Origin of the sequence: Streptomyces sp. NPDC093109, from assembly GCF_040701725.1 — a bacterium.
Classification (GTDB): domain Bacteria; phylum Actinomycetota; class Actinomycetes; order Streptomycetales; family Streptomycetaceae; genus Streptomyces.
On sequence record NZ_JBFBEZ010000028.1, the window covers coordinates 65420 to 86247 of the forward strand.

20 protein-coding genes are annotated in these 20828 nt (G+C 70.2%); 9 read left to right on the forward strand and 11 right to left on the reverse strand.

What is annotated here, in order from left to right; all coding sequences use genetic code 11:
* Positions 1–140: 140 nt before the first annotated feature.
* The 7 genes from AB0389_RS25430 to AB0389_RS25460 form a co-directional block, all read right to left on the reverse strand.
* Positions 141–1040: a methyltransferase gene (locus AB0389_RS25430; protein WP_366397793.1), complete on the reverse strand. Its 900-nt coding sequence runs from the start codon at positions 1038–1040 to the stop codon at positions 141–143.
* A 17-nt stretch (positions 1041–1057) separates the two neighbouring features.
* Complete coding sequence (gene ltrA / locus AB0389_RS25435) at positions 1058–2875, reverse strand: group II intron reverse transcriptase/maturase (protein WP_366397794.1); 1818 nt, start codon at positions 2873–2875, stop codon at positions 1058–1060.
* A gap of 609 nt (positions 2876–3484) precedes the next feature.
* Positions 3485–3898, reverse strand: coding sequence for a hypothetical protein (locus AB0389_RS25440; protein ID WP_366397795.1), 414 nt, complete (start codon positions 3896–3898; stop codon positions 3485–3487).
* Positions 3895–4041, reverse strand: coding sequence for a hypothetical protein (locus AB0389_RS25445; RefSeq protein WP_366397796.1), 147 nt, complete (start codon positions 4039–4041; stop codon positions 3895–3897). Before AB0389_RS25445 ends, AB0389_RS25440 begins: the two co-directional genes overlap by 4 nt.
* Positions 4042–4213: 172 nt before the next feature.
* Positions 4214–5641, reverse strand: a complete 1428-nt coding sequence (locus AB0389_RS25450; RefSeq protein ID WP_366397823.1) for an MFS transporter — start codon at positions 5639–5641, stop codon at positions 4214–4216.
* Between the two features lie 222 nt (positions 5642–5863).
* Positions 5864–6958 carry a zinc-binding dehydrogenase gene (locus tag AB0389_RS25455; protein WP_366397797.1) on the reverse strand — a complete coding sequence of 365 codons (1095 nt, stop codon included), beginning with the start codon at positions 6956–6958 and terminating at the stop codon, positions 5864–5866.
* Between the two features lie 84 nt (positions 6959–7042).
* Positions 7043–8338 (reverse strand): NAD(P)-binding protein, encoded by a 1296-nt coding sequence (locus tag AB0389_RS25460; protein ID WP_366397798.1) that lies wholly within the window; start codon positions 8336–8338, stop codon positions 7043–7045.
* A 136-nt stretch (positions 8339–8474) separates the two neighbouring features.
* On the opposite strand from AB0389_RS25460, the gene AB0389_RS25465 reads away from it, so the two are divergent.
* Complete coding sequence (locus tag AB0389_RS25465; protein ID WP_366397799.1) at positions 8475–9146, forward strand: pentapeptide repeat-containing protein; 672 nt, start codon at positions 8475–8477, stop codon at positions 9144–9146.
* Positions 9147–9461: 315 nt separating this feature from the next.
* Here AB0389_RS25465 and AB0389_RS25470 read toward each other — a convergent pair whose 3' ends face one another.
* Positions 9462–9971 (reverse strand): hypothetical protein, encoded by a 510-nt coding sequence (locus AB0389_RS25470; protein WP_366397800.1) that lies wholly within the window; start codon positions 9969–9971, stop codon positions 9462–9464.
* Positions 9972–10144: 173 nt separating this feature from the next.
* Between AB0389_RS25470 and AB0389_RS25475 the strand changes: the two genes are divergently transcribed.
* On the forward strand, positions 10145–10780 hold the full coding sequence (locus tag AB0389_RS25475; protein WP_366397801.1) for a Uma2 family endonuclease: 636 nt from the start codon (positions 10145–10147) through the stop codon (positions 10778–10780).
* Between the two features lie 45 nt (positions 10781–10825).
* The gene (locus AB0389_RS25480) at positions 10826–12295 is read left to right on the forward strand and encodes a M1 family metallopeptidase (RefSeq protein ID WP_366397802.1); all 1470 of its coding nucleotides are present in this window, start codon (positions 10826–10828) and stop codon (positions 12293–12295) included.
* A gap of 164 nt (positions 12296–12459) precedes the next feature.
* Here the strand turns inward: AB0389_RS25480 and AB0389_RS25485 are convergent, their stop codons facing one another.
* Positions 12460–13035 carry a TerD family protein gene (locus AB0389_RS25485; RefSeq protein WP_366397803.1) on the reverse strand — a complete coding sequence of 192 codons (576 nt, stop codon included), beginning with the start codon at positions 13033–13035 and terminating at the stop codon, positions 12460–12462.
* A 219-nt stretch (positions 13036–13254) separates the two neighbouring features.
* On the opposite strand from AB0389_RS25485, the gene arfB reads away from it, so the two are divergent.
* Complete coding sequence (arfB, locus tag AB0389_RS25490; protein ID WP_366397804.1) at positions 13255–13689, forward strand: alternative ribosome rescue aminoacyl-tRNA hydrolase ArfB; 435 nt, start codon at positions 13255–13257, stop codon at positions 13687–13689.
* A gap of 154 nt (positions 13690–13843) precedes the next feature.
* Here the strand turns inward: arfB and AB0389_RS25495 are convergent, their stop codons facing one another.
* A complete protein-coding gene (locus AB0389_RS25495; RefSeq protein WP_366397805.1) occupies positions 13844–14539 on the reverse strand; it encodes a flavin reductase family protein in 696 nt (231 codons plus the stop codon).
* Positions 14540–14842: 303 nt separating this feature from the next.
* Here AB0389_RS25495 and cdgB point away from each other — a divergent pair, with 303 nt between their 5' ends.
* The 5 genes from cdgB to AB0389_RS25520 all read left to right on the forward strand — a co-directional run bounded on the left by cdgB (position 14843) and on the right by AB0389_RS25520 (position 19595).
* Positions 14843–16615, forward strand: a complete 1773-nt coding sequence (gene cdgB, locus AB0389_RS25500) for a diguanylate cyclase CdgB (protein ID WP_366397806.1) — start codon at positions 14843–14845, stop codon at positions 16613–16615.
* Between the two features lie 254 nt (positions 16616–16869).
* Positions 16870–17856 (forward strand): carbohydrate-binding protein, encoded by a 987-nt coding sequence (locus AB0389_RS25505; RefSeq protein ID WP_366397807.1) that lies wholly within the window; start codon positions 16870–16872, stop codon positions 17854–17856.
* Between the two features lie 113 nt (positions 17857–17969).
* Positions 17970–18458, forward strand: a complete 489-nt coding sequence (locus AB0389_RS25510) for a hypothetical protein (RefSeq protein ID WP_366397824.1) — start codon at positions 17970–17972, stop codon at positions 18456–18458.
* Positions 18455–18901 (forward strand): NUDIX domain-containing protein, encoded by a 447-nt coding sequence (locus tag AB0389_RS25515; RefSeq protein ID WP_366397808.1) that lies wholly within the window; start codon positions 18455–18457, stop codon positions 18899–18901. The genes AB0389_RS25510 and AB0389_RS25515 overlap by 4 nt, the downstream gene beginning before the upstream one ends.
* A 175-nt stretch (positions 18902–19076) precedes the next feature.
* Positions 19077–19595: an NUDIX hydrolase gene (locus tag AB0389_RS25520; RefSeq protein WP_366397809.1), complete on the forward strand. Its 519-nt coding sequence runs from the start codon at positions 19077–19079 to the stop codon at positions 19593–19595.
* A 41-nt stretch (positions 19596–19636) separates the two neighbouring features.
* On the opposite strand, the gene AB0389_RS25525 is transcribed toward AB0389_RS25520, so the two are convergent.
* The gene (locus tag AB0389_RS25525; RefSeq protein WP_366397810.1) at positions 19637–20608 is read right to left on the reverse strand and encodes a 1-phosphofructokinase family hexose kinase; all 972 of its coding nucleotides are present in this window, start codon (positions 20606–20608) and stop codon (positions 19637–19639) included.
* Positions 20609–20828 lie beyond the last annotated feature (220 nt).

Genomic DNA, 20828 nt, shown 5'->3' on the forward strand with positions numbered 1-20828 from the left:
GATGCATTCTCGTAACTGCCCGAGCACGCAAGGTAATGCACCGACCTTCCGCCCAGCCGGGTGTATGGGCGAAAAAGATGCCAGATGGCGACAACATGCCAGATATCCGGATGAAGGCGACGAGGCTGGGGCCCTCCGTGCTACCCGGTGACCGGTACCGGATGCTCCGGGGTGTCCAGCCAGAGTGTGTGCCGGCCGTCGGCGGCCACGGTCAGTCCGAACCGTTCAGGTCCCGGGCTTTCGGCGTCGCGCCACCACGCGTACGCCGCCTCCGCCTCGTCCACGAGGCGGCGCGGGCCGTACTGCCACGCCGTGAACCGGCCGGCCGTCTCCTCCCGGCCGTCCTCGCAGTCGATCGCCGCCCACGACGTGGTGTCCGTGGTGGCGAGCCGCAGGCGGGAGGTGACGCCCGGCACGTCAGGGGCGTGGTGCCAGGCCGGCCAGACGTTACGGAGCTGGAGGCCGACGGCGAAGCGGGCGGACCACTCGTCGCCGGTGATGGCCCAGGGTGGCAGGGGGGTCCGGGACTCCTCGGGGGTCTGGTCGTCCCGTACGACATCGCGGAAGATCCGCAGGTCGGTGCTGTGGCGGCGCATCGGCATGAAGCAGGCGTACGGTGCGAACCGCCCCGAGGCGCCCGAGGCGCCCGAGGCGCCCGAGGTGCCTCCCCCCTCGTCCACGGTCAGTCGCAGCAGCCCGTACGCGAACCACGGCGTCTCCCACGGCACGAGGATCACCCCGCCGGGCGCCGACTGCGTCAGCCAGGCCGTGGGGATCTCGCGTACGGAGCAGGTGGCGAGGATCCGGTCGTACGGTGCCCCGGCAGCGTCTCCGACAGCCCCGTCACCGGCGATCAGTTGGGGCTTCAGCCCGCACGCCGCCAGGTTCGCCGCCGCCCGCGCGGAGAGGGCCGGGTCCACCTCGACGGTGGTGACGTTCCGGTCGCCGAGCCGGTGGGCGAGGAGCCCGGCGTTCCAGCCGGTGTCAGGTAGGACCGCCGCATTACTGCGGCGGTCCCCCCTCAGAACCGTGCGTGCCACTCGTCGCGGCACACGGCTCAAGCGAGTCCTACTAGCCTGGGAAAAGGCGATGCTGCTCGCAGATACGGGGAAGGCTGCCGCTCCAGTCGTTTCCCGCAGTGTGCGTGGATGAGTTGATTCCGCGGAACCTTCCGATCGCTTGCTCTGGTGGTCTCCGCGAACGACATGGCCGCCTTAAGACGGATCGCTTTGCGGATTCCGGTGAACCACGTGGCCCAGTCGTCCGGGTGTTGTGGCTCAGTGTCGGCGTAGAGCAGGTATTCGCCGCAGAGCGGGCACTTTCCACGCTGGCGTTGCATCATTCGGATGCGCACGTCGCTAAGCGGTGGCTTGTGTTTCCGCCGCCGCTGTGCCCAATATTCGGCAAGTTCAGGGTCGTCCGGGGAGGCGTTCCCGTTGACCATCACGTGCCGGACGATCGGTGTCCAGGCAAGCTTGGTGAGGTATCGTCCCGAGGCTCGGTCGCCGAAAATCCACCGTGCTTGGCTGGCGGGGTTGAACGCGCCGAAGTAGCGTTCACTGATCCACTTCTTCGACTTGTTCGGGTGCGTGCGAGCCGCCCAGCGAAAGACGGCCCACCAGAGGTAGTCGTCGACGTCGCTGAACACTCGCTTGGACACCCCGTTCCGGTAGTAGGCAGCCCACCCTCGAAGAATCGGGTTCAGCACCGTGATCACTTCGAGTGCGTTGGTCCCGCGAAGCATGCGCAGTTTATTACGCAGTCTGTTGCGGAACCGGGCCACCGCCGCAGAGCTCGGCTTGATCAGCAGCTTGCTTCCTTTGTAGCGGCGGACGTTGTACCCGAGAAAGTCGAAACCTTCGTCGAGGTGGACGATACTCGTCTTCTCCTCGTTGAAGGCCAGACCCCTCGGAGCCAGCCAGTCGGCAAGCCGTGCCTTGACTTCTTGTGCCTGGTCATAGGAGTGACACAGGGCGACGTAGTCGTCGGCGTATCTGATCAGTACCGGGCTGCCAGGTGCCGTCTTTCCGGTATGAATACCGTCAGTTCGGTATCTGACCCCTGCGGCCTCTTCCATTCCATGAAGAGCGATGTTCAGCAGCAGAGGGCTGATGACTCCCCCTTGCGGAGTGCCTTCCGCAGTCGGGGCGAACGTCCCGTTCTCGATCACACCAGCTTTGAGCCACGCCCGCACCAATTCCCTGGCTGGGAAGGTCGCGAGCGAGGCGATGAGCCGTTGGTGGTCGATGCGGTCGAATGCCGCCGCCAGGTCGGCGTCGAGCACCCACCTGCGCTTGGAGAGGCGTCCTCTCGCCACGTGGAAGATGGCTTCGATCGCGTCGTGGCAGCCGCGGCCGGGCCGGAATCCGTAGGATCTCGGCTCGAACCGCGCCTCCCATTCGGGCTCCAGCGCGTTCAGCACCAAGGCCTGCATGGCCCGGTCACGGATCGTCGGAATTCCCAATGGGCGCTGTTTTCCATTGCTCTTCGCTACGTACACACGCCTGACCGGCATCGGCTTCCAGGTTTCCACCCGGGACTGTGTCCACTCGGGCAGTGCCGCCTTGGAACTGTCCCGTAGAACGGTGTAACCGTCCACTCCTGGGGTCTTGCGTCCTGCGTTGATCTCCGTTACGCGTCTCACCGCTACCAGAGCGTTCGAACGTGAACGGAGCATCAGCTTCTGCAAGTTGCGGACCTTCTTCAGGTCCCCTTTCCTTGATGCCGCGAAGATTCGCTGACGCAGCCGCCGTACGTCCTCTTCCGCCGTGTTCCAGTCAACCGACTGCCAGTCGAAGAGTTCGTCCTCAGGTCCGTTCGCTTCCCGGTTACCGGGAGCGTCTAACTTGTCCATCGGTTCTGGGGCCGTCGTCATCGTGTGCTTCGCAGACTCACCAGGCCCGCGTGGGCTCCCTTTCGGGCCAGGCATGGAGCCTGTATCCGGCCGGTTATCCGGACAGTCGGCGGAGGTGCCGCGTTGCCTCGTCCGGTTTCCCGTTTCCTTTCGGCTGCCGGCCTTCGCTTCTCGGGCCTTCCTGTTCCCGCTGGAGAGTTGGGCCTCCCTTGCGGTCGGCTTACCAGGTGTGTGCACGCCTGGTCTCCAACGGGGTTACCACGTTCCGCACATGCAAGATGCGGCCGGTTTGGGTGCCCTCTATACCCCGGAGCAGTGGTGCTCTCCCGGCCGACACGGGCTCGCCGGTCGGCACTCGCCGCTTTTCAACGGCCAGCTCTGTACGGCCCTTCACGCATTCCATCCACGGGCCTGAATCGTAACGAGGCATCAACGAGGATTCACTTCCGTTCACCCGCTCGGCCTTCCCCGGCCTGTGGCTCCTGGATGGAACAGGACCCCTTGGACCACGTTCCCCGGGCTTCGCACCCCGCGATTACTCGCGACGCGCGCCGGGGCGGGGACAGGTCTTGAGCACTGACCTGAGACAGCGATATTGACTACTTCAGAGAGCCAACCTCCTTATCGCGTCTACTTGCATTGTGCGACCTCGTGTCGCACGCCGGTGCCGATCTCCAGGACGCGGTGGCCGTCGCGTACGTCCAGCAGGTCGAGCATGCGGAAGACGATCGACGGTGCGGATGCCGAGGACGAAGCCCGGCGCCCGCCGTCAACCTCCTCCGCGTCCGGCTCCGCGCCGTCGTTGATCTGCGTGACGGCCGGATCGTCCGCGTAGACGGCACGTAACCAGCCGTCCGGGTCGGTGGCGCGGTCGCACGGCGACAAGTCGGCCCCCAACCAAGTCTGTTCGGGTACGAACCGATGCCGTGGCACGCCCCAGAAGGCCCGCTCCCACTCGGGGCTCAGCGCCTCGCCGAGTTCTTCCTTTACGGGGCCGAGCAGGCCGCGCATGGCGGCCTGCTCGGTGGTGGTGACCTCGCTCATCGGGCGGATTCCCCGTCCTTCTTGTGCTTCGGCTGGGGCGCCGGCCGCTGGGTGTCCCCCGACTGCTTGTCCTTGCTCGGGTCCTTGCCGCCCGCGTGCTTGCCGTCGCCTCCGCTGCCGCCCGTGCCTGTTCCCCATCCCATGGTCCAGCTCCCTCCGTCCGGTGTTCTGCGTGGTCGGTGTGCGCGGGGCCCGTGCAAGGCCCCGTGAACGATCACGATAGGGATGGACAAGAGGCATTTAGAGCCTGATTCCCGCACTTTCGACTGGAGTTGCCGATACATGCGACATGCTCGCCACGGTCGGGGCGGCCCGTCACGCCTCGCGCTGCTGCGGCGAGCGGGCCGTGACCATGACCGTCGCCAGCACCGCCGCGAACAGCAGGATGACGGCCGCCCAGGCGATGGCGACCGTGAAGCCGTGGACCGTGGCGGTGTTGGCGAGGGCGGTCTTCTGCGCGGGGGTGAGGCCACCGCGTCGGGCCGCCTGTTCTGCCGCCTTCGCGAGGTGGCTCGTCGCGTACGACGTGGCGCTGGTGATGGCGATGGTGTTGAGCAGCGACGTACCGATGGAACCGCCGATCTGCTGCGCGGTGTTGACGGTCGCGGAGGTGACGCCGGCGTCCCTCGGGGCGACTCCCGACGTGGCGACGGACATGACGGGGAGGAAGGTGAGGCCCATGCCGAGGCCGAGCAGCAGGGTGCCGGGCAGGATGTGGGAGACGTAGCTGGAGTGGGTGTCGATGAAGGTGAGGCTGAACAGCCCGCCCGCCGCGAGCAGCAGCCCCGGGCCCATCAGCAGGCGCGGCTGTACGTAGTGCATCAGGCGGGCCGCGATCTGGGTCGAGGCGATGACGATCATGGCGCTCATCGGGATGAAGGCGAGGCCCGTCCTGAGCGGAGAGTAGCCGAGGATGTTCTGCAGGAAGAACGTCATGAACAGGAACAGCCCGAACATGCCGATCGTCGTCAGACACATGGTCAGCACCGAGCCCGCCCGGCTGCGGTCCTTGATGATGTGCAGCGGCAGCAGGGGGCTGGGCGCGCGCGTCTGCCACCACACGAAACACGCGAGGAGCGCCACCGCGCCGCACAGCAGCCCCAGCACCAGCGCGGACGACCAGCCGCGCGACTCGGCCTCGCTGAACCCGTACACGAGGGCGACCAGCCCGCCGCAGCCGAGGACGACCCCCGGGATGTCGAGGCGCGACTCCTTGTGGCCCTCCCGGTCGTGCAGCAGCCCGAGCGCGCCGGCGACGGCGATCACGGCGATCGGCACATTGACGTACAGGCACCAGCGCCACGACAGGAACTCCGTCAGTACGCCGCCGAGCAGCAGCCCGATCGCCGCCCCGCCGCCCGCGATCGCGCTGTAGATCCCGAACGCCTTGGCCCGTTCCCTGCCGTCGCGGAAGGTGGTGGTGAGCAGGGAGAGCGCGGAGGGTGCCAGGATTGCGGCGAACATGCCCTGGAGCGCGCGGGACGCGAAGAGCATCGTCGGGTTCTGGGCGGCGCCGCCGAGCGCGGAGGCGGCGGCGAAGCCGATCAGGCCGATGATGAAGGTGCGTTTACGGCCGACGAGGTCGGCGATCCGGCCGCCGAGCAGCAGCAGCCCGCCGAAGGCGAGGGTGTAGGCGGTGATGACCCACTGGCGGTTGCCGTTGCTGAGGCCCAGCTCGCGCTGGGCGGACGGCAGGGCGATGTTCACGATGGTGGCGTCGAGTACGACCATCAGCTGAGCCATCGCGATGACGGCCAGGCCCCACCAGCGGTGGGTCTCGGGGTCGGTGTCGGAGGTGCCGGGGGTGGCGGGGGTGGCGGGGGTGCCGGGTGCGCCGGAGGCGCCTGGGGTCGTCGGGTCGCTCATCGACGTTTGTCCCTCCCCGTGGGGTTCTGTGGTGGCGACGGTGTTCTGTGGTGGCGCGTGCGCGTATCACCACAGAACAACACGAATCGTCCGGGTTCGCTACGGCTCCAGCACTACCTTCCCCACCGTTCCGCGCGTCTCCAGCGCCCGGTGCGCCCGCGCCGCGTCCGCCAGCGGGAAGCGCTGTACGGCGGGGCGCAGCCGGCCCGCCTCCGCCTCCGCGAGCGCCCGGTCCTCCAGGGTGCGGATGTCGCCGCCCGCCTTTTCGATCATCACCGGGCCGAGCACGGTCTCGGAGGTGATGCCGCGTTCCGCCAGCTCCTCGGGGGTGAAGGTGAGCGGCGTCCCGTCGTGCCGGCCCGATCCCGATCCCGATTCCGCTCCTGCTCCTGCTCCTGCCACTGACCCCGACCAGCCGAACACCACATGCTTCCCGCCCTTGCCGAGCAGATCGACGGCCGCGAGCCCGATCGCTCCGCCGACCGAGTCGAAGACGACCGCCGCCCGGTGGTCGCCGTGGTGTGTTCCGTGCGTTCCGTGTGCTCCGTGCGTTCCGTGGTGCTCGCGCAGATACGTCCGTACGCGCTCCGGCCAGTCCGGCCGGGTGTAGTCGACGGCGAGATCGGCGCCGTTCTCCGCCACCCGGGCGACCTTGGCCGGGCCGCCCGCGAGGCCGATGACGACGGCGTCGAGGTTCTTCGCGTACTGCACGAGGAGCGTGCCGATACCGCCGGCCGCCGCCGTGACGAGGACGATGTCGCCGGCGCCGAGGTCCGTGAACTGGAGGATGCCCATCGTCGTACGGCCCGTCCCGATCATGGCGACGGCCTCGGCCGCGTCGAGCACCTCCGGGATCTCGTGCAGCCGGGTGGTGTCGGCGACGGCGAACTCCGCGTAGCCGCCCGGGACCATGCCCAGGTGCGTGACGACGCGCTTCCCGAGCCAGCCGTCCGCCACGCCCGCGCCGAGCGACTCGACCGTACCGGCCACCTCGCGGCCGGGGATGGTGGGCAGTGCGGTGGGCGCGGGCATCGGGCCGAGCTGGACGCCCTCGCGCAGGGCGGTGTCCACGAGGTGTACCCCGGCGGCGGCCACAGCGATACGTACCTGGCCGGGGCCGGGGGCGGGGTCCTCGGTCTCCTCGTAGGTGAGGTTCTCGGCGGGGCCGAAGGTGTGGAGGCGGATGGCGTGCATGCGGGGGCTCCTCGGAGTCCGGTGGGCCGGCGTGCTTGCCGGCCGACTTGCGGGCCGACCTGTCGGCTGACTGGCGTGACGTGATCAGCCTCCAACCTCAAGCTTTGTTGAGGTCAACCCCCTTGTTCGGACGGCCACGCCCCGCAGGCGCCGTACCGCCAGCGTCGCCGCCTCGATCCCGCTGTTGAACGACACCTCGGCCAGCACCCCGGGCGCCGCCACCGCGTCGCCCGCGAGGTACACCCCGCCGCCCCGGTCGATGCGCGGCCGGTCCCGCCAGGTGGTGCCGGGGAGGTCGACCGCGCCCGTACGGCCGTCGGCCAGCGACTCACGGCGCCATACGGTGCGCTCGCGCCAGCCGCGAAACCCCAGGTCGAGCAGGTGCTCGGCGCGTGCGAGGCCGTCGGAACGACGTTGGTCCCGGCCGATCGGGAACTGGCCCTGGACCAGTTGCTCGCCCGCCGGGGCCAGGGTCGGATCCACCGCGCTGAACCGCTCCAGCCAGCCGGGGGCGTCCAGGTCCGAGATGATGAACGGATCGCCCGGGCGCGTACGCAGCGCCAGATCCAGCAGGACGGTACGGCCGCTGAGGTAGCGCAGCGCGTCGTCCTTGAGGATGCGACGAGCCGAGTTCAGCGATGTCGCGACGATGACGGGCGCGTCCTCGGCGCTGTGCGCGGGCAGGTCGTCGATCCGTACGCCCGTCTCGATGCGTACGCCGAGCTGTTCCGCGTACGCGGCCATTCGGTCGACGAGACCGCCCCAGCCACCGACCGGGTAGCGCGCCTCGGGTACGAGCGCGGCGGAGCGCCGCAGCCGTTCCTGCACGAAGGCGGCGGAGAGGGAGCCGGGGTCGTGGTGGTAGAGGGCGACGGCGATGTAGTGGGTGGCGTCACGGGCGGCCACCGGGCCCGCCTTCGCCGTCGCCCAGGTCAGGAAGTCGGTGTCGACGGGTGCGCGCTCCGCCGAGCGGCGGGGGAGGGTGAGCAGGCCCAGGGGCGGGACCGCGCGCAGGACACCGTTGCGGTGGAAGCGGATGAAGGGGCCGCCGGGCCGCAGGGGTGCGCCGGTGACGGCGCCGAGCAGCCCGCGCTGCCGGAGCCAGGCCCAGTGGGGGCCTTTGTTGTAGAGGGCGTGCGGGCCGTCGTTGGTGCGGTACGGAGCGGTCGCGTCCGGGATGTGCACGGCCGCCGTACGGGCCCGGCCACCGAGCGTGCGGTGTCCGTCGTAGAGGGTGACGGGAGCGGCGCCCGATTCGGCGGCGGTGATGGCGGCGGTGAGGCCGGCGAGTCCGCCTCCGATGACGGTGATGGTGTGCGTGGCGGTGGTGTTCGTGGCGGTGGTGCGGTTCGTGGCGGTGGTGGGCCGACGGGATTCCATGGTCGGGGTTCTCCTTGGTCCTTGGTGGTCCTTGGGCCTTGGCCTTCTCTCTTCTGGCCGTTCTCTGTTGCGACGGGAACGGGTCGCCGAGATGTGACATCGACGCGTTGTCAGTGGCGTACGTCACCATGGGGGCATGGCACGGAAGACAACGAGGAGCGGGGCCACGGCGGCGAAGCGCGCGGAGGTGCGGCTGCCGCCACTGAGTCCGTACGGCGGCGGGCTGGAGCCGGACGGCGACTACGACGGGTTGGAGTTCACGGATCTGGACCTGAGCGGCCAGGAGGGGCCTGGCTCGCGGTTCATCGACTGCGCGCTGCGTGGCTGCGGGCTGGACGAGACGGCGCTGGGGCGGGCGCGGTTCGTCGACTCCGTACTGCACGGGGTGAAGGGCGTCGGCACGGACCTGTCGGGGGCGTCGCTGCGGGATGTGGAGGTGGTGGACGCGCGGCTGGGCGGGGCGCAGTTGCACGGCGCGGTGCTGGAGCGGGTGCTGTTCAAGGGCGGGAAGATCGACTATCTGAACCTGCGGAAGGCCCGGCTCCGGGATGTGGTCTTCGAGGGATGCGTCCTGTCGGAGCCGGACTTCGGCGGCGCGGAGCTGGAGCGCGTGGAGTTCCGGGACTGCGTGCTCAGACGGGCCGATCTGAGCGGGGTCCGGATGAAGGACGTCGATCTGCGGACCGTCGCGGAGCTGGACATCGCGCGCGGGCTGGACCGGCTGGCGGGTGCGGTGATCAGCTCTGCCCAACTGCTCCATCTGGCACCGGCGTTCGCGGCGCAGATCGGGGTGCGGGTGGAGGACTGACCAAAGGACCGGCCGGAGGACTGGCCGGAGGACCGGCCGAACGACTCACCTGCGGCCGGCCGGGGCACTGACCGGAGGCCCCGACCCGGGGGGAGTGGGGGGTTTGATCGGGGCCTCCATGGTGCTCCGGGGGGACGCGCCTGGGTGGGGGGAAGAAGCGGATCGTCGTCCGCTTCCCGGCGGTGCCCCGGTAAGGAACGTGTGCCCGGCGGTGCGGGATGTACGCGCGGCGACGCGGAAATCGATGAGTGGACTGTGTGGTAGCTGTGTGACCACGGTGTGAGGGGCGGGGAGGGGCGGGGCGGGGGACGGCTGCTACGGCGCCACCTGCGTGCGGGGGAAGCGGGACTGAAGGTCCCAGATGATCGGGTTGTCGGCCAGACCCTCGTGCATATCGGCGAGATCCGCGATCAGGTCGTGCAGGAAGTCGCGCGCCTCGCGGCGCAGCAGCCGGTGGCCGAAGGTGAGCGGCGGCTCGTCGCCGGGCATCCAGTCGGCCTCCACGTCGACCCACCCGAAGCGCCGCTGGAAGAACATGCGGTCCGCCGACTCGGTGAAGTCCAGCTCGGCGAACTGCGGCTTCGCCGCGCGGCTGCCCCGGGGATCCCGGTCGAGCTGCTCGACGATGTCGCACAACGCCCAGGCGAAGTCCAGCACCGGCACCCATCCCCAGGCTGTGGACACCTCGCGGTCCTTCACGGTGTCCGCGAGATACACGTCCCCGCAGAAGAGGTCGTGCCGCAGCGCCCGCACGTCCGCGAGGCGGTAGTCGGTCTGCGGAGGGTCGGGAAAGCGCCGGGAGAGGGAGTAACCGATGTCGAGCACGGCCCCGATGGTGTCACGCCGCCGACGGCGCCCGCCCCACGGAGCCACGATCGGGGGCCGGCCCCGCAGAAACGTCACCGCTCACACGTTCGAGTGAATGGTTCCGGGCTGCGCGTGGGGAGGACCGTTCTCCCTGACAGGGTCGGGGCCGCCCTGTGCGAAGGAGGTCTGTCGTGGCACCGCTTGTTCCGGAGTGCGAACCGGAGTACGTCCGTCTGCTGAACCGGCTCAAGGGAAGGATCCCGGCCCTGCTTCCGGAAGAGGCGTTTGAGCTGTTCAGCGCGGTCGCACCTGCGGGTTGGCGGGTGGAGCTTCTCGAAGACGGGATCCACGCGGGACCCCTGGCCGATGGAGCGCACGCGGAGATCGTTTCGGAGCTCTGCGGGCAGTTCCATGACCACCGTCAGGATCCATTACTGCGTACCTATACGGGCGTCGGGCTGGCCCTTTCCGGTCCTTCGCCTTCGGCCAACGGCCGGGCCATGCCCGGCAGGGCCATCCCGGACCTCGTCATCGCCCCGAAAGGCAGCTTCGCCGACGAGCTGGAGTTCCACGATCCCGCCCCCGTGCTCCTGATCGCCGAGGTGACGTCCCGTTCCACCGGGGCGAACGACCGGGGCAAGAAGATCCGGGGCTATGCCCGCGCAGGCATTCCCGTCTATCTGCTCGTCGACAGGGAAGCGGACCAGGCCATCCTCTTCACCTCCCCCGTCGGTGAGGAGTACCGGCGCAAGGAGTCGTACAAGCTCTCCGAGGCGGTTCCGCTGCCCGCGCCGTTCGGGTTCGAGCTGGACACCGGCGCGTTCTGAGGCGCGGCGGAGGGCGGTGTCACCCTTCGGCTCTACGATCGCCGGGTGCTTCGACCCCCGGCCGCGACCAGACCGCTCGTACTCCCGCTCGTCCTGCTCGTTCTCGCGAGCGGCTGTACCGGCGACGGCACCCGCGCTGCCGCCGGTCCCGCCGGTCCCGCCGGCCACGTCGGGGCGGCCGGGCTCGGTGATCCGTACTTTCCGGGGCTGGGCAACGGGGGCTACGACGTCGAGCACTACGGGCTGACCCTCGACTACACGCCCGCCACCGGGCGCCTCAAGGGCGTCGCGGAGATCACCGCCCGCGCCACCCAGGACCTCGGCGCGTTCAACCTCGACTTCGCCGGGATGACGGTGGACTCCGCGACCGTCGACGGGGCATCGGCCGCCGTGCGCAGGGACGGTACGGAGCTGACGCTGCGGCCCCGGGCGCGGCTCGGGCGGGGGGACACCTTCCGTACCGTCGTCCGGTACTCCGGGGTGCCGCGCCGGATCACCGACGCCGACGGGTCGCAGGAGGGGTGGCTCGTCGACGCGGCCGAGGACGGCCGCCGGGTGGTCGCGCTGGGGGAGCCCACGGGGTCGATGGCCTGGTTCCCCGGCAACCACCACCCCAGCGACAAGGCGTCGTACGACATCACCGTCACCGTGCCGGCCGGGCTCGGGCTCAAGGCCGTCTCCAACGGCGAGTTGCGGAGCGAGCGCACGCGCGACGGCCGTACCTCCTTCGCCTGGCACGAGCCCGCGCCGATGGCGAGCTATCTCGCCACGGTCGCCATCGGTCCGTACCGGACCAAGGCGACAGCCGGCACGAAGAACGTCGTCCCGCTCTACACGGCCGTCGATCCGACCGTCGTCAACGACAGCGCCGCGCTGCTCGCCGCCGTCCCCCGCGTCATGAAGTGGAGCGAGCGGAACTTCGGGCCGTATCCGTTCTCCTCCGGCGGCCTGATCATCGGCCGCCCCGGCGACGCCGAATACGCCCTGGAGACCCAGACCAGGCCCTTCCTCCCCGGCCCGACCGCCACCGAGACGCTGGTGCACGAGGTGGCCCACCAGTGGTTCGGGAACTCCGTGACGCCGAAGACCTGGCGCGACATGTGGCTCAGCGAGGGCTTCGCCACCTACGCGGAGTGGCTCTGGCTGGCGGAGACCGAGGGCGTACCCGTCGGGGACAGCTTCGCCGAGGCGTACGCCGACCAGGCCAACTGGGCCTTCCCGCCGGCCGTACCGCCGTCCGCCGCGCGGATCTCGGACCCGCCGGTGTACGGGCGCGGGGCCATGGTGCTCCAGCGCGTGCGCGAGGCCGTCGGTGACGACACGTTCTTCCGTATCGTCCGGGGCTGGGCACGTGAGCACCGGCACGGCAACGCCGGCACCGGCGACTTCACCGCCTATGTGGAGCGGGAGGCGGGCGGGTCGGGTGCATCAGGTCCGTCGGGCACGGCCGGCCGGAAGCTCGAATCCGTGTGGGACGCCTGGCTGTACGGCAAGGCGAAGCCGCCGCTCGGCTGAGGCGCAGCTGAGGCGCGGCCGAGGTACACCCGAAGCCCACCCTGGGCACACGCGATACGTACCCGAGGTGTACGCGATGCGTACCCGAGGCGCGCCCCGAGCCGGGTGGGTGCTCCGTACCGCCCCACCCGGCCCCTCGAAACCGATCTACCTGTTCAGCCGCGTCAGAGGTTCACACCGAAGTCCGTGGCGATACCGACCAGGCCCGAGGCGTACCCCTGGCCGACCGCGCGGAACTTCCACTCGGCGCCGTTGCGGTACAGCTCGCCGAAGACCATCGCGGTCTCGGTGGCGGCGTCCTCGCTCAGGTCGTAACGGGCGATCTCGACGCCGCCGGCCTGGTTGACGATACGGATGAACGCGTTCCTGACCTGGCCGAAGTTCTGGCTGCGGGTCTCGGCGTCGTAGATGGAGACCGGGAAGACGATCTTGTCGATGTCGGCCGGCAGGGCCGCCAGGTTGACGTTGATCGACTCGTCGTCGCCCTCGCCGTCGCCCGTGGTGTTGTCCCCGGTGTGGACGATCGACTGGTCCGGCGTCGACTTGTTGTTGAAGAAGACGAAGTGCGAGTCGGAGAAGACCTTCCCCGCCGAGTTCACCGCGATCGCCGAGGCGTCGAGGTCGAAGTCGGTACCGGTGGTGGTGCGGACGTCCCAGCCGAGGCCGACCGTCACGGCGGTGAGGCCGGGGGCCTCCTTGGTGAGCGAGACGTTGCCACCCTTGGACAGGCTTACAGCCATGGGGATTGTCCTTTTCGTTGTCGTGTGCGGACTTCGAGCCGTCCCCGAAGCTACCGTCACACGCCATAACGAGGGCACAGGACCGGGAGGTTCCAGCTTCTTTACTTTCTTTACCCGGAACTGGCCGTTGGCCCGAAATCGGCAGTCCCTGGCCGGTGAGTGACCACGCATCGGGAAATGCGGGTGACGGGACCGGTCCTGACACGGGACGATGGACACATGTCCGGGCCCTCTTCTCATGTCATCCGCGGTTCGGTCTCCCTGCCGGAGGCCGAGCTGATGTGGCGTTTCTCGCGTTCCTCGGGCCCCGGCGGCCAGCACGTCAACACCAGCGACTCCCAGGTGGAGCTGCGCTTCGACCTCGCGAGGACGGAGGCGCTGCCGCCGGTCTGGAAGGAGCGGGCGCTCGAACGGCTCGCGAACCGGCTGGTGGGCGGCGTGATCACCGTACGAGCCTCGGAGCACCGCTCCCAGTGGCGCAACCGCGAGACCGCGTCCGTACGGCTCGCCGCGCTGCTGGCGGAGGCGACCGCGCCGCCACCGCGGGCGCGCCGGAAGACGAAGATCCCGCGCGGGATCAATGAGCGCCGGCTGCGCGAGAAGAAGCAGCGCGCCGACACGAAGCGGGGACGGACGGGCAGGGACTGGGGGTAGCGGGCGGCTCGTACCGCTTGTGCCCTACGTAAGCGGGCGGCCCGTACCGCTTGTGCCGCTCGTAAGCGGGCGGCCCGTACCGCCCGTACCGCCCGTACCGCTCATGCCCCCGCACCTCTGCCGCCCGTACCGCCTATGCCTGTTTGTCCCGCTCCTACCGTCCCAACTGCCTGTACTTCCCCTTGAAGTACAGCAGCGGCTCGCCCTCCCCGCCCGGCAGCTCCGCCGTCAGCACCCGTCCGATCACCAGCGTGTGATCGCCCGCCACCACCCGCTGCTCCGTACGGCACTCCAGCGTCGCCAGCGCGCCCTCGATCAGCGGCGCCCCGCTCAGCTCACCCCTGCGGTGCGCGATGTCCGCGAAGATCAGCCGGTCGCTGATCCGGCCCTTCATGGAGAACCGGCCCGCGATCTGCCGCTGGTTCTCGGTCAGCAACGAGACCGCCCACAGCGGCTGTTCGAGGAGCAGATCGTCCATCCGGGAGCCGTTGCGGAGGCTGACCAGCACCAGGGGCGGATCCAGCGAGACCGACATGAAGGCGGTCGCCGTCATTCCGGCGTCCTCGCCGCGCGGGCCGTCCTGGCTGAGTGGGGGCTCATGCGCCGTCACCAGCACCACCCCGGCGGCCAGCCGGGCGAGGGCGGCGCGGAACTCGTCGTTGCTCACCCCCACAGCATGCGGGACGGCGCGGCCTTCGGGGTCGACGGAGGCCGCCGTGGGCGGGGCTGTGGGCGGGGCTGCGGCCGGGGTCATGGACGGGGCTGCGCCCGGGGCCGTGGACGGGACGGCGGACGGGGCTATGGCGGTCGTGGCGCCGGTGATGGGGCCGGCGGGGCTCGTCTGGGACACGCGGAAGACGCTAGTCTCGGTCGTTCCCCGCCGCATCGGGCCAGGGGACCAGCCCCGGTCCTAGGACCAGGGCCCCGTACACTCACCGACCCCCTGAGTTTGCGTTCAAAAAGACCGAGGGACCGTCCCCACCAGGCGTTCCGCCCTTCCGTCACTCGTGTGACTTGACTCACAGACGGGGGTATTTGTTGACCCTGTGTACCGGGCGCACAGCACCCTGTGATTCAGTGGCGAGGACCCTGCAAACACGAGAGCCGATAAAAATCACTGGAGTTGCTGTCGAGGTCTCGGGGAGAGCGAGCAATGGAGACCGAGTCGGAGCCGTACGTCCGCCTTGCGACCCTGCGGCAACTGCATCAGGCCGTCGCCGAACTCAACACGGCCCGCAGCCTTGCGGACACGCTTCAGACCGTCGCTGACGGAGTCGTCACAGGGCTCGGTTACGAACTCGCCTGCGTCAATGTCGTCCAGGCCGACGGCGATCTCGTCGTGGCCGCCTTCGCGGGCAGCACCGCCGCGGAATCCCTGATCACCGGCCGGGTCGGCTCCCGCGGTTCCTGGGAGCGGCGGCTGGCGATGGGCGAGACCTGGGGCGATCTGCGGTTCATACCGCACACCGAGGGCTGGGTGCTGCTGGAGGACGACGTCCCGCAGTGGTTCACCGAGGGCCCCTACCCCCGCTTCGAGGACGAGTGGCACCCGCAGGACCGCCTGTACGCCCCGATGTACGCGGCGGCCCGCCGCGACCCCCCGGCGCACGCCAGGGGCGGCGGTGGCGAACTCCTCGGCGTCATATCCGTCGACCGGCCGCGCGGCGGGCGCCGCCCGGGGCCCTGGGGGCAGGAAGCCCTCCAGATGTACGCGTCGCAGGCGGCCATTGCGATCAGCAACGCCCGGCTCCGCGCAAACATGCAGCGCGCGCTGGTCCGGCTGGAGCGCGAGCAGCAGGCCCTGCGCGCCAGTGAGGAATCCTTCCGCCAGGCCTTCGAGTACGCGCCGAGCGGCATGGCCATCGCCGAGATGGGCGGCGACCAGCACGGCCGGCTGCTGCGCACCAACGACGCGCTCTGCCGCCTCCTGGGCCGCCCCGCCTCCGCGATGCGCCGCCAATCCTTCTCCGACCTCGTCCACCCCGAGGACATCGGCACCCTGCTGCGCACCTCGGCCGAGGGCGGCCGGGCCGAGCTGCGGCTCGCGCGCCGCGACGGCACGTACGTCTGGGTCTCGCTGCGCAACTCGGTGGTCGCCGACACCACCGACGGCCCCCGCTTCCTGCTCACGCACGTCGAGGACATAGAGGAGCGCAAGGGCCGCGAACTCCAGCTCGCCCACCGGGCCTCGCACGACTCCCTCACCGGCCTCCCCAACAGCGCCGAGCTGCGCTCCCGGCTCAGCGCCCGGCTCTGCTCGCGCCCGCACGCCCTGCGCGAGACCGCCGTCGAGGCGCTGGACGCGGCGTACGGGGGGTACGACGGCACGGTGCTCCACAAGCCGGGCTACGACCCGTACGACGGCTATGACGGGTACGACGGCTACGACACGTACGAGGAGACGGCCGGCGGCCCGCGCGTTGGCGGCCCCTTCGACAACCACGTCCACCTGGTCGCGCCCACCGAGAGCGGTGGCGGCGTCCCCGGGGAGGACGGCGGTGACGGCACCACCGGCGCCGACGACGGCACGAAGGGGCTCGCGGTCCTCTTCTGCGACCTCGACGGCTTCAAGTCGATCAACGACCGCTTCGGCCACAACACCGGCGACGAGGTGCTGATCGAGGTCGCGCGCCGGCTGACCACGGGCGTACGGGACGGGGACACCGTCGCGCGGCTCGGCGGTGACGAGTTCGTGGTGCTCGCGGACGGGCTGGGCGCGGCGGACGCCGCCGATCTCGCCGTACGCCTGCGGAACGCGATCATCCCGCCGATCCGGGTGGACGGCCGGGCGGTCAGGGTGGGGGCGAGCTTCGGCATCAGCTGGGCGAGCTGCGGAATGTCGGTGGAGGAAGTGCTGCAATCGGCTGACCAGCGGATGTACATCGAGAAGCGCTCGCGGAGCAAGGCACCCCGGCGGGCGGGGTAGCGGAACGCGGGCGGGGTGGCGGGCGGGGTAGCAGACGGGGTAGCGGCACGCGGACGGGTACGTGTACGGCGGCCGACGACCGAAGAAACGTCTCCGCCCGTTCGGGACAGGGCTGGGACATGTCCGCTATCCGTTCTTCACCCAGGACTTGGAGACTGGATGCCACTCGTCAAGACCCGTTCGTAGGCTTGCCCGTACGAGGTAGGCTCGGGCCGGTCGGCGACGCTGGCGAGAGGGTAAGGAGTGACCAGGGAATGACGGCCGGGAACAACGGCGCGAGCAAGCCCGAGGACGACGATCCGTTCGGCTATCTGTACGAGGACGGACAGGCAGCCGCCGCCGCTCAGCGAGGCCAGGCGGGCGGCTACGGCTACCCCGGTCCCGCGGCCCAGCCCGGCGTGCCCAGGACCTCGTACAACCAGGTCAGAGCGGTGGGCGACCGCCGCCAGGCGACCCCTCCTGTGCAGCAGGCCCCGTACGGCGGCCAGCAGGCCCAGTACGGTCAGCAGCAGGCATATGCCCAGGCGCCCACGACCGCCCATCCCACGCTCGACCCCCGCCAGCTGCCCGGGCAGCGTGGCGGCGGTGGTGGACATGGCAGCGGCAGCGGTCCCAACACCAGGGGCCTGCTGATCGCGGCGGTCGCCGTGGTCGCGGTCGTGGTGATAGGTATCACGGTGGCGCTGATGAACACCGGCGACGACACGACGGGCGACAACGCGGACCCCACGGGCGGCGCCAGCTCGTCGGCCGAAGGTTCTCCGTCGCCCAGCACCGCACCGAGCGACGACACCGCCGACGACGCGGCCTCGGGCGAACTGCCCAAGGGCGACGCGGCGGTCATGAAGCTCACCTCTCCCGCCGCGATGGCCACGGACATCCCGGGCGCGAAGAGCGAGAGCGGCGCGTACATCACGCTCAACGGCGCGGGCGCGGCGGCCAGTTGGACCTTCGAGGTGCCCGACTCGGGCCAGTACACGGTCTTTGTGACGTACGGCGTGCCCGGCAAGGACGCGGACATGACGCTGAGCATCAACGGCAAGGCGCGTGACACTCCGCTCAACATGGAGAACTTCGCCCGTGCGCCCGAGGGGGACTGGGAGAAGGGCTGGACGACCACCTACGCCTGGTTCGACCTCGAAAAGGGATCCAACACGATCAAGATCTCGTGCGAGGACGGCAATCAGTGCGAGGCGGCCCTCGATCAGTTCTCGCTCAAAGAAGGCTGGGTCAAGAGCTGACGCGGTGAGCGCGGCGTAGAGAACGGTCGCGGCGGTCGCGGTTCATGCCTCCGGCTGCTCCGTGACCGTCATACGCGGTCACCGGTGCCGGGCTCAAGCTCCGTATCCACCCGCTGGCCGCCGCGCTCGCGCACGACCAGCTCGGTCGCCTCGACGGCTACCTCGCAGGCCGGGCCGAGATCGCCCGCCACCTCGGCGAGCGGTTCGCGGGCATGCCCGGCCTGGACGTCATCCCGATGCCCTTCGGAGTGATCCCGTCCTGGTACGGGTTGACGCTCACCTACCGGCCGGAGGAGCTCGGTGGGCTGGGCATCGAGCGTTTCCACCAAGCACTCCTGGCAGAAGGCGCAGCCGAGTTCGACCGGCCCGGCTCGACCTGCCCGATGAACCGGCTGCCGCTGTACCGGCAGCCCGGCCCCCTGTTCCCCGGTCATCCGCGTTCCCACCGCCGTTACGAGGAGGGGGATTTCCCCGTTGCCGAGCACACCCACCGGCACACGATCAAGCTGCCCGTCTGGCATTGTGACGAGGATCTTCCGCTGGTCGAGCAGTATGTCCGCGCGGCCCGCAAGGTGATTGACCACCACAAGGAGCTTCTGTGACGTCCCTCTTCGACGCCGAACCCGACTTCGTCCCCGCCCTCCTGGCCGAAGCCGCGGACGCGGGGATCGGGCAGTTTGTCGTCGGCGCGCTGATCACCGACGACGCCGGCCGCGTGCTCCTGCTGCGACGGAAGCCCGATGACTTCCTGGGCGGCCTGTGGGAGCTGCCCGGTGGCGGTGTTGAGTCGGGCGAGAAGCTGGAAGAGGCCCTGAGGCGGGAGGTCATGGAGGAGACCGGCCTCCCTCTCGCTGAGGTCACCGGCTATGTCGGCACCTTCGACTACGCCTCCAACAATGGCCTGTCGACCCGGCAGTTCACCTTCTCCGTCACCGTCGGGAAGTACGAGCCGATCGCTCTCACCGAGCACGACGACTCGACTTGGGCAGACCGGAGCGAACTGCCCAAGGTGAGCGACGAGACGAGAGCCCTCCTCGCTCGCTGACATTCCTTGTTCCCGGCATGACCCCTCGATCCTCGCTCCCCAACGCGATCGAGGATCGAGGCCCACTGGCATCGGCCCACGCCTCCGGGTGCTCCGTGTCCGGCTGTCCGCCACTCCTGCGCCTACCGCACTCAGGACAGGGCGAACGGTGCAGGTCACGGTAGCCTCGCTGGGCATGAGCGTTGCGCCGGAGGAGCCTGCGGGTGAGTTGTCGGAGTACGACCGGTTGTCGGAGTACGACCGGTCGCTGCCGCGGAAGCGGATGTCGGCCGGCGCGCTGTTCTTTGACGCCGACGGCCGGGTGATGCTCGTCGATCCGGTCTACAAGGACCCGTGGGAGATCCCCGGCGGCAGTGTGGAGCGGGACGAGTCTCCCCGCGACGGGGCCGTGCGCGAGGTGGCGGAAGAGCTGGGGCTCGCCTGGCGGCCCGGCCGGCTGCTCGGGATCGACTGGACGGGGCCGCGCCCCGGCCGCAGCGAGGGCATGGCCGCGATCTTCGACGGTGGTGTGCTGACGGCCGAGCAGATGGGCGGGATCCATCTTCAGGAAGAGGAGCTCCGCGCGTACGAGTTCGTCGGCCCGGAAGAGGTCCGCGCGAGGCTGACCCCGTCGCTGGCCCGCCGGGTGGAGGCGTGTATCGCCGCGCGGGAGCGTGGCGTGACGGTCTATCTGGAGTACGGCGTCCCGCTCTGATCCGAAGGTACGGCGATACGTCGCGGTAAGTGGGTACGGCGTTACGGCGCCGGGTGTTCCGTGACCCTCACGCGCGGCAGCAGCTCCTCGTACGCCGTCGCGTCGAACTCGCCCGCGACCGGGGAGAGTACGGTCGCCGTCGACAGCGCGACCGCGCGGCTCAGCCGGGTGGGCCACGGGAGGCGTTCGACCAGGCCGGAGAGGATCCCGGCGACCGCCGAGTCGCCCGCGCCCGTAGGGTTCCCGCGCGCCGGGGCCGGCGGCGCGGCGCGCCAGAGGCCCTCCGGGGTGGCCGCGAGGATGCCGTCGGGGCCGAGGGAGGCGATGACGGCGTGCGCGCCCCGGCGCCGGGCGTCGTGCGCGGCGCGCAGGGGGTCGCGGGAGCCGGTGAGCAGGGCGAGTTCGTCGGCGTTCGGCTTCACCAGGTCGGGGCGCGCCGCGACGCCCCGACGCAGTGGCTCGCCGCTCGTGTCGAGGAGTACGGGGACGCCGGCGGCCCGGGCGCGCCGGATCAGCTCCGCGTACGCGCCGACATGGATGCCCGGCGGGAGGCTCCCGCAGAGCGCCACGGCCTCGGCGCCGGGCACCAGCCGGTCGTAACAGCTCAGGAACGCGGTCCACTCGGCGGCCGAGACGGTCGGCCCCGGCTCGTTGAGCTGGGTGGTGTCACCGGTCGCCGCGTCGACGACCGCGATCGTGCGCCGGGTGGATCCGGAGATCGGCAGCAGCGCGTCCACGGGTCGGGGCCGCCCTCGGCGTTCGTGTTTTCCGCCGACCGGGCGCGCCGTGGAGCCCGCCCCCAGCAGCTCGCGCAGCACATCGCCCGTACGCCCGCCCGCGAACCCCGTGACCACCGTCTCGTGCCCGAGAGCCGACAGCACCCGCGCGACGTTCAGGCCCTTGCCGCCGGGGCGTTCGACCACCTCGGTGACGCGGTGCGTGGTGTGCGGGATCAGCGCGGGGGTGCGGTACGTGATGTCCAGCGCGGTGTTGAGGGTGACCGTCAGGATCATCCGTCGCGCCTCCGGGAATGGGCTTGCTCGCCCACGGCCGGCTGTCTGCCGGCCGGCCTTGGGCCATGGATGCCGATCATTCCAAAAAGTCGGCGGTCGGCCCAGACCCCCGGCCGTACGAGCCTACGGGCGTACGGGCCAACGGGCGTACGGGCGTACGGGCCTACGGGCCGCGGAACTCCGGGTGCCCAGAGTGCGTATGATCATCCGTTCGGCGGTG

Coding starts and splice junctions, on each gene's coding strand:
- cdgB (WP_366397806.1), top strand. CDS start 14,843: ATGGAGACCGAGTCGGAGCCGTACGTCCGCCTTGCGACCCTGCGGCAA.
- AB0389_RS25525 (WP_366397810.1), bottom strand. CDS start 20,608: ATGATCCTGACGGTCACCCTCAACACCGCGCTGGACATCACGTACCGC.
- arfB (WP_366397804.1), top strand. CDS start 13,255: ATGTCCGGGCCCTCTTCTCATGTCATCCGCGGTTCGGTCTCCCTGCCG.
- AB0389_RS25485 (WP_366397803.1), bottom strand. CDS start 13,035: ATGGCTGTAAGCCTGTCCAAGGGTGGCAACGTCTCGCTCACCAAGGAG.
- AB0389_RS25450 (WP_366397823.1), bottom strand. CDS start 5,641: ATGGCTCAGCTGATGGTCGTACTCGACGCCACCATCGTGAACATCGCC.
- ltrA (WP_366397794.1), bottom strand. CDS start 2,875: ATGACGACGGCCCCAGAACCGATGGACAAGTTAGACGCTCCCGGTAAC.
- AB0389_RS25460 (WP_366397798.1), bottom strand. CDS start 8,338: ATGGAATCCCGTCGGCCCACCACCGCCACGAACCGCACCACCGCCACG.
- AB0389_RS25520 (WP_366397809.1), top strand. CDS start 19,077: ATGAGCGTTGCGCCGGAGGAGCCTGCGGGTGAGTTGTCGGAGTACGAC.
- AB0389_RS25505 (WP_366397807.1), top strand. CDS start 16,870: ATGACGGCCGGGAACAACGGCGCGAGCAAGCCCGAGGACGACGATCCG.
- AB0389_RS25455 (WP_366397797.1), bottom strand. CDS start 6,958: ATGCACGCCATCCGCCTCCACACCTTCGGCCCCGCCGAGAACCTCACC.
- AB0389_RS25445 (WP_366397796.1), bottom strand. CDS start 4,041: ATGGGATGGGGAACAGGCACGGGCGGCAGCGGAGGCGACGGCAAGCAC.
- AB0389_RS25465 (WP_366397799.1), top strand. CDS start 8,475: ATGGCACGGAAGACAACGAGGAGCGGGGCCACGGCGGCGAAGCGCGCG.
- AB0389_RS25440 (WP_366397795.1), bottom strand. CDS start 3,898: ATGAGCGAGGTCACCACCACCGAGCAGGCCGCCATGCGCGGCCTGCTC.